Consider the following 11,281-nt stretch of genomic DNA (forward strand, 5'->3'; position numbering starts at 1 on the left):
AGGGGCTCCGGCCAGGAAGACGCGCCGCGAGCGACCAGTGGATCACGCCGAGCGCGACCACACCGCCGATCGGCCCGGCGAGGGCGGCCGGCAGTGCCGCACGGGCGGCGGGCGTGGTCCCCGCCTCGGCGGCGTTGCCCACGAGTCGCGCGACGAGGTCACCCGAGCCGAAACGGTCCGCGGCCCTCGGGCCGATGCCGAGGACGTGCCCGGTCAGCCGGCGGCGCAGCCAGGCGGTGCTGCGGGCGTCGACGGTGCCGGTGAGCACGGTCTGGGCCGCGTCCAGCAGGGCCAGCAGCAGTACGAGTCCGGAGCAGTACAGCACCCAGCGGGTCGCCGGGGCCTGCGCCAGGACCAGGTCGAGGGCCCGGCCCAGCGCGGCCGGCAGCAGCAGTCCGGCACCGGTCGCGGCGATGCTCACCAGGCACAGCGCCACGCAGCGGGCCCCGCTGTACCGGGTCGCCGTACGCAGCAGCGTGCGCGCGTGTCCGGCCGCCGGATCGTCGTCGGCACGCGTGGTCATACGGGCCTTTCGTAGGACGGGACGGGCCCCGGGCGGCCCCTCCCCGAAGGGAGGAACCGCCCGGAGCCTTGCCGCAGACGCGGTCAGAGACAGAGCAGAACGCTCGCCGCGCTGATGCAGGAGAGCAGGCTCACCGTGCTGGCGCCGCCGCCGTCGGTCCGCTCTTCGGTCTCGATCGTCTGCAGGTCGAGAAGTGCCATGGTGTGTCCTTCCATTGGGTGTCCGTCCGTGGTCATCCGTGGGGACGGGGTTGTGTCACGACTCCGCCGGATCGCGGAACCGCGTCTGTGAGGGCCGCCGGTGCGGCGGCGGGAGGAACGGCAGGTGGGCGTCGGTCGCCGGGTCGAGGGCCGCGCCGAGCGCCAGCAGGCACCCTGCCGTTCCGGTGGCGAGGTCCATGGAGAGCCGCATCATCTGGTGGCCGGGGAAGGCCAGTTGGCCTTCGTACGCCATCGCGAACCAGCCGAGCCCGGAGATCTGGCCGGCCAGCCGCTCCCCGGTCGCGCCCGGCGTGGTGGTGCGGCTGAGGTGCAGGATCATTCCGGCGCGGCCCTGGAAGAGCCCGGGCTGCGCGTAGAAGCGGGAGGTGGCCGCTGTGAGCACCCCGGAGCGGGCCTGCTCGAACTCCCCGGCGAGCCCGGGGGAGTGGGCCACGAGGTCGTCGAGGACCATGCCGAGTCCCGCGCTGCCGTCGCCGAGGTAGGGCAGGGTCCGCCAGCCCTCGTCGACCTCCAGCGCGCCGCCGTCCCGCGTCACGCAGGAGTCCAGGTCCCGGCGCAGTGCCACGGCCGCCGCCTCCAGCCACGGGGCCCGGCCGGTCCACTCGTACTGCCGCAGCAGGAACAGCGCCTGACCGGTCGCCCCCCGCAGCAGTCCGGCGCGCCGCCGGGGCGTGGCCGGGAGCGGCTCGGCGAGCCGTTGTACGAGGATCCGCGCGGCCTCGTCGGCCCGCTCGCGCAGCTCCGTCTCACCGGTGGTGCGGGCCAGGTGGCCGAGGACGAGCCCGAGTCCGGCCAGTCCGCCGTGCAGGTCGGAGGAGAGGTTCTGCCACCGCTCCGCGAGGATGCCCTCGACCAGGTCCAGCGCCCGCTGACGATGGCCCAGCCGGTCCAGGACCAGGGCGACACCCGCGAGCCCGTCGTACAGCCCGAGCGGCGTACCCACCGGGGCCGGGGCCGTCCGGGCCAGCAGCCACCGCTCGCCCTCCTCGTAGCGCTCGGCGCCCGTCGCGTCCAGGGCGTACAGCACCCCCGCGGCGCCGTGGGCGAGACCGAGTCCGCCGCCGTCCGAGAACTGCGCGACGTCGCCGGGGAAGAGCCGGTCGTCACGGTCCGGGGTGGCCGAGGCGAGGATCGCCTTCACCATCGAGTCCCGGCTGTAGGGCCAGTCACCGGGATCCACCGGCGAGGAGGGAGCGGCCACCGTACGGCCGGACACCTCCCGCGTGATCTCCGTGACCGCCTCGTCGAGGAACTCCCGCGGCACGTCCGGGAACTGCTCCGCGATCACCTCGGCCAGATGTGCCGCCTTGCCGCGGTCGACCACGAACAGCGTGGTCACGGGCAGGAACAGGGCCAGGCGCAGACAGGCCAGCGCGTAGCGGTCGACATCGGCCCCCCGGCGGTCCGGGGGCGCGAAGAAGCCGGGGTGGGCGACGACCTGGCGGCCGTTCTCCTCGGCGGGGGCCGCGGCCTCGAAGTCGAGGAGGAAGACCGACTCCTCGTCCGGGCCGACCATGATGTTGAAGACGTGCAGGTCGTTGAAGACGATGCCGCGCGCGTGCACCGCCGCCACGGCCTCCTCCACCTTGCGGTGGACGCGCAGCGCCCACGCCGTGTAGGAGGCGACGGCCTGCGGGTCGGGGTCCTGGGCGAGCAGCGGGTGCCGCTCCGCGAAGAAGGAGTTGAGCGGACGGCCCTCCAGGAAGTCCATCACCAGGAAGCGGTGCCCGCCGAGCTCGAACCAGTCGCGCACTTCCGGGACCACACCCGTGCCCGCGACCTGCTCCAGCGCCCGCTTCTCCCGCTCCAGCCGGGCCACCGCGTCGGCGCCGTCCGAGGCCAGCCCCGCGTGCGGCCGCCCCTCCTTCAGCACGACCTTGCGCCCGTCGCGGCTGTCGGTGCCCGCGTACACGCCGCCGCCGTTGGAGAAGTGCAGCGCCTTCTCGATGCGGTACGGCAGCTCGCCGACCGTCGTGGTGTTGCGCGCGTCGAGGTGCGGCTGGAGGAACTCCGGCAGCGTCACCCACTCCGGCACCTGGAAGGACGGCGACCGCCGGTCCGGCACCAGCCGCCCCTCACCGTCCCGCACCGCCGGCACCAGCGAACCCCGCTCGTCCACGACGAAGGAACGCGCGAAGGCGCCGTACCGGACGTACAGCGGGCCCTCGCCCCAGCGCAGGTCCGTGAGGATGTCCGGCCCCTCGAACCCCTCCAGCAGCGCGCCCAGGTCGCGCAGCACCTCGTGCAGCTGCTCCTCGTCGGCCGGGTAGACCGTGACGAACTTGCCGCTGCCGTCGCGGGGCGCGTACTTGGTGTTGCGCAGGTGCAGCAGGTGCGGACCCGGCACGAACTTGAAGGGGACGCGCCGCTCGACGCAGTAGTCCCAGACGATCCGGGCGATCTCCTCCGCGTTCGCCCGGATCGCCGACGCATGGATCTTCCAGCCCTGTGCCGGACCCGGCAGCGGCTCGCCGTCCGTGCCGCACGGCGTCATCGTCAGCCAGTCGCCGATCCGGGCCGCCTCCCACCCCTCGGGAACCGGCCGGCGGGCCGTCTCGTAGAGGTGCGCGGCTGTCCCCTGCCCGCCCCGTGCCAGCCGGTCCGGCGTCTCGTAGAAATGCCGGTCGGCCAGCGCGTACACCTCGTACCGCTTGTCCATGCGTCCCCCTCCTTGACGGGCACTGAGCCTTCCAGCCACGTGACGGGCCTCGACAGTCACCGCTGTCACGAGATCACCGTGCGGAACGCATGCGTAAAGACATGTTCGATGTCTTTCGAGCGCCCGTGTCAGCGCGCGTTCACGGAACGCTCACAGGGGCTGCGCAGGTGTCTCATAAGCGCTGTAATGGCCAACGTGGTCACTGAGGGCGCCCAGGCACGCGGAACGCGAACGCTGCGTGCCGAGGGTGCCCTCAGGGCGATCGCGGTCGACGAGGAGTCGCCCGATCGGGTGCGCCGCGTCCTCGAACAGGCACTGGTCTTCGCGGGCGCCGCGTTCGCCGCCGTGTACGCGCCCAGCCAGGACGGCGAGCTGCTGTGCCTGATGGAGTCGGCCGGGGTGCCGAGGACGCTGTACGGACTGCGCGACAGCTACCCCCGCGCCGGGCGTTCCCCGGTCGCCGAGGCCCACCGCGGCGGACGGCCGGTGTCACTGGATCCGGCGGAACTCGCCGAGCACGCTCAGGCGCGGCGCGTGGCGTCCGGGGACTTCCACCTGACGGTCCTGCCCGTGCAGGGGGACGGCGGGGGCTGTCTCCTCGCCGTGAGCGAGCGCCCCGACGGGTTCGACACCGACGACCTCGCGTGCCTGGCACTCGTCTCCGAGGCGGTCGCCTTTCGCGATCCGGCGGTGGCCACCGAGGGGGGCGAGCTGCAGCCGGGCGGGTTCAGTCTCGCCATGGACACCGGCCGGGTCCGGGTCGGCGACGACCTGCTCGGCCTGTTCGGGCTGGACCCCGAGGAGTTCGACGGCCGGGTCGAGACCCTGCTCGGCCTGACCGTGCCGGAGGACCTGCCCTCGCTGATGTCCGTGGTGGAGGCCGATCACATGTCGATCGGCGACCGGGAACTCGAGTTCCGCGTCCTGCAGCCCACCGGGCCGCCGAAGTGGCTCCGGCTGCGCGGGCGGCTCCTGCCCGGTGGCGAGGGACACCCCGCCCGGCTCGTCGGCACCGTCGCCGACGCCTCCACGCTGCGCTCCGAGGTCACCGACGTGGCCCGCGTCCAGCGCCTGGCCACGGCGCTGGCCACCGCCGTCACCGTCCGCGACGTCGGCAAGGCCGTCGTCGCCGCGCTGCGCCGGCCGCTCCGGGCCGACCGGATCGCGCTCGCCGAGCTGGAGGGCGACCGGCTCGTCGTCACCGTCCTCGACCCGCCCGAACCCGAGGCCTGGCCCGAGGTGTGGCGGTCGGAGTGGCGCACCGAGTGGCCCGACGCGCCCGTGCGCGCCATGCCGACCCTCGCCGCCGCCCTGCGCGAGGGCCGCGCCCGGATCTGGCCCGCCGGCAGTCCCCTGGAGCGTGCCCTGGCCGAGGTCGGCCCCGGCGGTCTGGCCGTCCTGCCGCTGCCCGCCGGGAACCGCATGGCCGGGGCCTGCCTGATCGGCTGGGACGCCCCGCACGACTTCGGCTCCGACGAGCGTGCCCTGCTCACCGCCTGCGCCGGTCTCGCCGGGCAGGCCCTGATGCGGGCCCGTGCCTTCGACGCCGAACACGAACTCGTCGGCATGCTCCAGCGTCAGCTGCTGCCCCGCCGCCTGCCCCGGCTGCCGGGCGGGGTGGCCGTCGCCCGCTACCTGCCCAGCACCGCGGGGCTCGAACTCGGCGGCGACTGGTACGACGTCATCCCCCTGCCCGACCACCACGTCGCCCTCGTCATCGGCGACGTCCAGGGCCACAGTGCCGGCGCCGCCACCCTGATGGGCCAGATGCGCACGGCCCTGCGCGCCTACGCCGTCGAGGGGCATCCGCCCGACGTCGTGGTCGCCCACGCCAACCGGCTGCTCATGGACATGGAGAGCGACCTCTTCGCCACCTGCTGTTACGTCGACATCGACCTGGAGGAGGGCTCCGCCTGGTGCGTGCGAGCCGGGCACCTGCCGCCGGTGCTGCGGTACCCCGACGGCACGACCGAGATCGCGGAGTTCGAGGGCGGCCCGCCCCTCGGCGTGATCACCCAGACCGACTTCCCCATGAGCCCCCTGCGGCTCCCGCCCGGCACCGTGCTCGCCCTCGCCACGGACGGGCTGGTCGAGACGCCCGACTCCGACATCGACGAGGGCATGGGCCGCCTCGCCGCTCAGCTGGCCGACGGCGCCCCCGACGACCTGGGCCTGCTCGCCGACGCCCTCCTCGGCAACGCCCCGCGCAGTGACGACGTCGCCCTGCTCCTCCTGCGGTACGACGGCATGGCACTGCGCCCGCTGCGGGAGAGCTGGACGGTGTGGCGGGTCCCGCAGGCGGTCGGGCACGCCCGCCGCTTCGCCCGGCGCACCCTGCGGTCCTGGGGCGTCACCGAGGACGTCGACGCCGTCCTCCTCGTCGTCTCCGAACTCGTCACCAACGCGCTCGTCCACACCGACGGCCGGGTCCGTATGGACCTCACGCTCATCAACAACCGCCTGCGGGTCGCCGTCGCCGACGCCTCGCCCCGCTCGCCGGTCCGGCCGACCAGCATCGGCTGGGAGGCCACGGGCGGCCGGGGCGTCCTCCTGGTCGAGGCTCTCTCGGCGACCTGGGGCACCCTGCCGGTCAGCGGCGGCAAGCAGGTATGGGCGGACCTGGTGCTGGGGCGGTGAACGGCCTCACCTCCACCTGGTGACCGGGCCGGATCACCGGGTACCCAGGCGGCGCAAGACGGAGAAACCCGCAAGGAGCCGAAGGAAGAGGAGCGCCATGGCTCAGCATGTCCGCGACATCATGACCAGCGATCCGGCCACGGTGGAGCCGCAGACCTCCGTCGCCGAGGTGGCGCGCATCATGCGCGACGAGGATCTCGGCGTCGTCCTGGTGACGGAAGGCGACAACCTGCGCGGTCTGGTCACCGACCGCGACCTGGTGGTCCGGTCGATCAGCCGCGGCGGCGACCCGGAGCGGACCACCGTGGCCGGCGCGTGCAGCGACGACCTGGTCACCGTCAGCCCCGACGAGAACCTGGGCCACACGGTGGAGCTGATGCGCGAGCACTCCGTGCGCCGTATCCCGGTCGTCGACCACGGGCACCCCGTGGGCATCGTCTCCCTGGGCGACATGGCCGTGGAACGTGATCCGGAGTCGGCGCTCGGCGACATCAGCGCCGCACGGCCCAACACCTGACCTGCGGCACCGTTCCGTGCGGTCCCGCGCACCCACCGTGCGCGGGACCGTCGTACGACGGGTGAACAGCCGTACGGCCACCGGCAGTTCAGCGTACGTACGAGGCGTCACCGACCGACGTTTGTTCGGTTTGTCCCTGGGCACTCGAACACCAGCGGATGCAGAAGGAAGATGATGAGTCGTGACGCCCATGGACACCACTGCCAAGCCCGTCGTCCGCCGGCCCGAGACCGGCTGGTCGAAGGCGCGCCGTCTGCGCGGGAAGGCCGCGCTGCGGACCTGCCTCCCGGCCGTCGAGGAACGGGCGAGCACCGGCACCGGGCGCGCCGAGCCGGACTGGAACATCGTACGGGGTGAGGACTGACCGCTCCCCGGGGAGCCGCTGGGTGACGATCCGGGCAACTCAGCGTGTCGACAACCAAAAGAAGTGATGTTCACATCCGCCGGATCACGACTAAGGTGAGCCGAATGAAGGCTCTCGTGCTGTCCGGCGGCGCAGGAACAAGGCTGAGGCCGATCACACACACGTCGGCCAAGCAACTGGTCCCAGTGGCCAACAAGCCCGTGCTGTTCTACGGGTTGGAGTCGATCGCCGAGGCCGGCATCACCGATGTGGGAATGATCGTCGGGGACACGGCCGCGGAGATCGAGGAAGCGGTGGGTGACGGGTCGAAGTTCGGCCTCGACATCACCTACATCCCGCAGGAACGGCCCCTGGGACTGGCTCACGCGGTACTGATCGCCCGCGACTACCTCGGCGACGACGACTTCGTGATGTACCTCGGCGACAACTTCATCGTCGGCGGCATCAGCGGCCTCGTCGAGGAGTTCCGGGACAACCGGCCCGACGCCCAGATCCTGCTCACGCGCGTGGCCGACCCACGCGCCTTCGGTGTCGCCGAACTCGACCCGTCCGGCCAGGTCATCGGCCTGGAAGAGAAACCCGACCAGCCCAAGAGCGACCTCGCCCTGGTCGGCGTCTACCTGTTCACCCCCCTGATCCACGAAGCGGTACGCGGCATCGAGCCGTCCTGGCGCGGCGAACTGGAGATCACCCACGCCATCCAGCACCTGATCGACTCCAGCGCGGACGTGCGCTGCACGGTCGTCAAGGGCTACTGGAAGGACACCGGCAACGTCGGCGACATGCTCGAGGTGAACCGCACGGTCCTCGAGGCCATGGAGCGCCGCATCGACGGGGACGTGGACGAGGCGTCGCAGACCATCGGCCGGGTGGTGGTGGAGGAGGGCGCGCGGATCGTCGACTCCCGCATCGTCGGCCCCGCCGTCATCGCCTCCGGAACCGTCATCAGCAACTCCTACGTCGGCCCCTTCACCTCCATCGCCGAGAACTGCCGCATCACCGACAGTGAACTGGAGTTCTCGATCGTGCTGCGGGACTCCTCGATCCGGGGCGTCGGCCGGATCGAGTCCTCGCTGATCGGCCGGCATGTCGAGGTGACCCCGGCCCCCAGCGTCCCCAGCGCCCACCGACTCGTCCTCGGAGACCACAGCAAGGTGCAGATCACTTCATGAACCTCCTCGTCACCGGAGCCGCCGGGTTCATCGGCTCCCGCTACGTCCGCGCACTGCTCGCCTCGGACGCGCCCGACGCGCCGCGCATCACCGTGCTGGACAAGCTCACCTACGCCGGCACCCTCGACAACCTCGAACTCGGCCACCCCCGGCTGGAGTTCGTGCAGGGCGACATCTGCGACGCCGAGCTGGTCGACAAGCTCGTGGCCGACGCGGACCAGGTCGTCCACCTCGCCGCCGAGTCCCACGTGGACCGCTCGATCACGGGTGCGGCCGACTTCGTGCGCACCAACGTGCTGGGCACCCAGACCCTGCTCGACGCCGCCCTGCGCCACGGCACGGGCCCCTTCGTGCACGTCTCCACCGACGAGGTCTACGGCTCCATCGAGTCCGGCTCGTGGCCGGAGGACCACCCGCTGCAGCCGAACTCCCCGTACTCGGCCTCCAAGGCCTCCTCCGACCTGCTCGCCCTGGCCTACCACCGCACCCACGGCCTGGACGTGCGCGTCACCCGGTGCTCCAACAACTACGGCCCGCACCAGTTCCCCGAGAAGGTCATCCCGCTGTTCGTCACCAACCTCCTCGACGGCCACAAGGTGCCGCTCTACGGCGAGGGCCGCAACGTCCGTGACTGGCTGCACGTCGACGACCACTGCCAGGGCATCGACCTCGTCCGCACCAAGGGCCGGCCCGGCGAGGTGTACAACATCGGCGGCGGCACCGAGCTCACCAACAAGGAACTCACCGGCCTGCTCCTGGAGGCCTGCGGCGCGGACTGGGACCGGGTGGAGTACGTCGAGGACCGCAAGGGCCACGACCTGCGCTACTCCGTCGACTGGTCCAAGGCCCGTGACGAACTCGGCTACCGGCCCCGCCACGACTTCGGCGCCGGCCTCGCCGACACCGTCGCCTGGTACCGGGACAACCGTGCCTGGTGGGAACCCCTGAAGCGGCGCGTCGCCCAGGAGCGCGCATGAGGTGGCTGGTCACCGGGGCGGGCGGGATGCTCGGCCACGACGTCGCCCGGGAGCTCACCCGGCGCGGCGAGGACGTGGTGGCCCTCGACCGGGCCGCCCTGGACATCACCACGCCCGAGACCGTCGACCGGGCGGTCGCCGGCCACCGGCCGGACCTCGTCGTGAACTGCGCCGCGTACACGGCCGTCGACGACGCCGAGACCGACGAGGCCCGCGCCCTGGAGATCAACGGCGAGGGCCCACGGCTGCTGGCGCGGGCCTGCGCCGCCCACGACGCCCGCCTGATCCACGTCTCCACCGACTACGTCTTCTCCGGCGAGGCCCGCACCGACCCCTACGCGGAGGATCACCGCCCCGCCCCGCGCACCGCCTACGGCCGCACCAAGCTGGCCGGGGAGCGGGCCGTGCTGGAAGAGCTGCCCGGACGCAGCGCGGTCGTCCGCACGGCTTGGCTCTACGGGGTGCACGGCGCTAACTTCGTGCGGACCATGATCGGTCTCGAAGCCCGCCGCGACACCGTCGACGTCGTCGACGACCAACGCGGGCAGCCCACCTGGAGCGCGGACGTCGCCGAGCGGATCGCCGATCTCGGCGTGCGGCTCGGTCCCGGCGCGCACGGCGTCTTTCACGCCACCAACTCCGGTGAGGCCACCTGGTACGAACTGGCCCGCGAGGTGTTCTCCCTCGTCGGCGCCGACCCGGACCGGGTGCGCCCCACCACCAGCGCGGCCTTTCCCCGGCCCGCGCCCCGCCCGGCGTACAGCGTCCTCGCACACCGCCGGTGGCAGCGGATCGGCCTGCCGCCGGCGCGCGACTGGCGCTCCGCCCTGCACGAAGCACTGCCCCGCATCCGCAAGGAGTCCTCTTCGTGAAACGCCATGAGTTCCTCCGGGAACTGCACAAGGTCAGCGCCAATCGCAACTACCTGGAGATCGGCGTCAACGACGGCCGCAGCCTGACACTGTCGCGCGTCCCCAGCATCGCGATCGACCCCGCCTTCAAGGTGGTCTCGGAGCTGAGGTGCGACGTCCACCTGGTGAAGGCCACCAGTGACGACTTCTTCGCCCGCGAGAACCCCTTGCAGCACCTCAAGGGCGGCCGTCACCCGCTGCGCAACCTGCGCCGCGGCCGCAGCCCGATCGGCTACTGGCGCCGCACGACTCTGGACCTGTCGTTCATCGACGGCATGCACCTGTTCGAGTTCGCGCTGCGCGACTTCATGAACGTCGAGAAGTACTCGGACTGGGGCAGCGTGATCGTCCTCGACGACATGCTGCCGCGCAGCGTCGACGAGGCGGCCCGGGACCGGCACACCAACGCCTGGACCGGGGACGTCTACAAGATCACCGAGGTTCTGGCGCGCTACCGCCCCGACCTGGTCACGGTGCAGGTGGACACCGCGCCCACCGGCCAGCTCGTCGTCTTCGGCGCCGACCCGGACAACCGGGTCCTGCACGACAAGTACGACGAGATCATGGCCGAGTACAAGGTGCCCGACCCGCAGAAGGTCCCCGAGGCGATCCTGGAGCGCGCCGGGGCGGTCCGCCCCGAGACCCTCCTGGAGGCGGGCTTCTGGCGCCCCCTGGCCCAGGCCCGCAACCGCGGCCTGCCGCGCTCCATCGGCTGGGAGCCGCTGCGCCGCTCCCTGGAACAGGTGGGCGTCAGCCGCTGACCCCTCTACGCGCGCGGCCTGCGGACCCTGACCGCAGGCCCGAGCGGCGGCGATCGGGTTCCCCGGGTGTCGCGGTCAGTGCCCTCGCCGCCGTTCCCGCCGTCCCCGCCGTGGCCCAGGCTTCCGAGCTCGCCAGGTCCCCGAAGCAGGCCGCCCCCTACGTGAACCCGCTCGTCCGCAACCGGGCCGACCCGCACGTCAACCGGCACAAGGACGGCTTCTACTACTTCACCGCCACCGCCCCCGAGTACGACCGCATCATCCTGCGCCGCTCCCGCACCCTGAACGGACTCGGCACCGCCGCCGAGTCCGTCATCTGGCGCGCCCACGCCACCGGCCCCATGGGCGCGCACATCTGGGCGCCCGAACTGCACCGCATCGGCGGCAAGTGGTACATCTACTTCGCCTCCGCGCCCGCCGAGGACGTCTGGGCGATCCGCATATGGGTGCTGGAGAACGCCCACCCCGACCCCTTCAAGGGCACCTGGGTGGAGCGGGGGCAGGTGAAGACGGCCTGGGAGACCTTCTCTCTGGACGCC

Annotated in this window: 10 protein-coding genes and 1 pseudogene; 8 read left to right on the top strand and 3 right to left on the bottom strand. The window is 72.4% G+C overall.

Annotated elements, in window-relative coordinates:
- From SSQG_RS35875 to lanKC, 3 genes and pseudogenes are all read right to left on the bottom strand, one after another.
- Positions 1 to 523, bottom strand: a pseudogene (locus SSQG_RS35875) (ABC transporter transmembrane domain-containing protein); the annotation flags it as partial.
- 83 nt (positions 524 to 606) lie between these two features.
- Positions 607 to 723: a SapB/AmfS family lanthipeptide gene (locus SSQG_RS35880; protein ID WP_039934377.1), complete on the bottom strand. Its 117-nt coding sequence runs from the start codon at positions 721 to 723 to the stop codon at positions 607 to 609.
- Positions 724 to 778: 55 nt separating this feature from the next.
- Positions 779 to 3,403 (bottom strand): class III lanthionine synthetase LanKC, encoded by a 2,625-nt coding sequence (gene lanKC / locus SSQG_RS35885; protein ID WP_039934379.1) that lies wholly within the window; start codon positions 3,401 to 3,403, stop codon positions 779 to 781.
- 186 nt (positions 3,404 to 3,589) lie between these two features.
- On the opposite strand from lanKC, the gene SSQG_RS35890 reads away from it, so the two are divergent.
- From SSQG_RS35890 to SSQG_RS35920, 8 genes are all read left to right on the top strand, one after another.
- On the top strand, positions 3,590 to 6,040 hold the full coding sequence (locus SSQG_RS35890; RefSeq protein ID WP_039934380.1) for a SpoIIE family protein phosphatase: 2,451 nt from the start codon (positions 3,590 to 3,592) through the stop codon (positions 6,038 to 6,040).
- A gap of 97 nt (positions 6,041 to 6,137) precedes the next feature.
- The gene (locus SSQG_RS35895; protein ID WP_003994905.1) at positions 6,138 to 6,557 is read left to right on the top strand and encodes a CBS domain-containing protein; all 420 of its coding nucleotides are present in this window, start codon (positions 6,138 to 6,140) and stop codon (positions 6,555 to 6,557) included.
- 181 nt (positions 6,558 to 6,738) lie between these two features.
- Positions 6,739 to 6,921 (top strand): hypothetical protein, encoded by a 183-nt coding sequence (locus tag SSQG_RS42005; protein ID WP_003994906.1) that lies wholly within the window; start codon positions 6,739 to 6,741, stop codon positions 6,919 to 6,921.
- Between the two features lie 104 nt (positions 6,922 to 7,025).
- Complete coding sequence (locus SSQG_RS35900) at positions 7,026 to 8,093, top strand: glucose-1-phosphate thymidylyltransferase (RefSeq protein WP_003994907.1); 1,068 nt, start codon at positions 7,026 to 7,028, stop codon at positions 8,091 to 8,093.
- Positions 8,090 to 9,070 (top strand): dTDP-glucose 4,6-dehydratase, encoded by a 981-nt coding sequence (gene rfbB, locus SSQG_RS35905; RefSeq protein WP_003994908.1) that lies wholly within the window; start codon positions 8,090 to 8,092, stop codon positions 9,068 to 9,070. The genes SSQG_RS35900 and rfbB overlap by 4 nt, the downstream gene beginning before the upstream one ends.
- Positions 9,067 to 9,942 (top strand): dTDP-4-dehydrorhamnose reductase, encoded by an 876-nt coding sequence (rfbD, locus tag SSQG_RS35910; RefSeq protein WP_003994909.1) that lies wholly within the window; start codon positions 9,067 to 9,069, stop codon positions 9,940 to 9,942. Before rfbB ends, rfbD begins: the two co-directional genes overlap by 4 nt.
- Entirely contained in the window at positions 9,939 to 10,742 is an 804-nt protein-coding gene (locus SSQG_RS35915; RefSeq protein ID WP_039934383.1) for a methyltransferase type 11, read from the top strand. Before rfbD ends, SSQG_RS35915 begins: the two co-directional genes overlap by 4 nt.
- The coding region (locus tag SSQG_RS35920; protein WP_039935705.1) for a family 43 glycosylhydrolase at positions 10,739 to 11,281 on the top strand (543 nt) is incomplete at its 3' end. The genes SSQG_RS35915 and SSQG_RS35920, both read left to right, overlap by 4 nt.

The organism is Streptomyces viridochromogenes DSM 40736 (assembly GCF_000158955.1).
Lineage (GTDB): Bacteria > Actinomycetota > Actinomycetes > Streptomycetales > Streptomycetaceae > Streptomyces > Streptomyces venetus.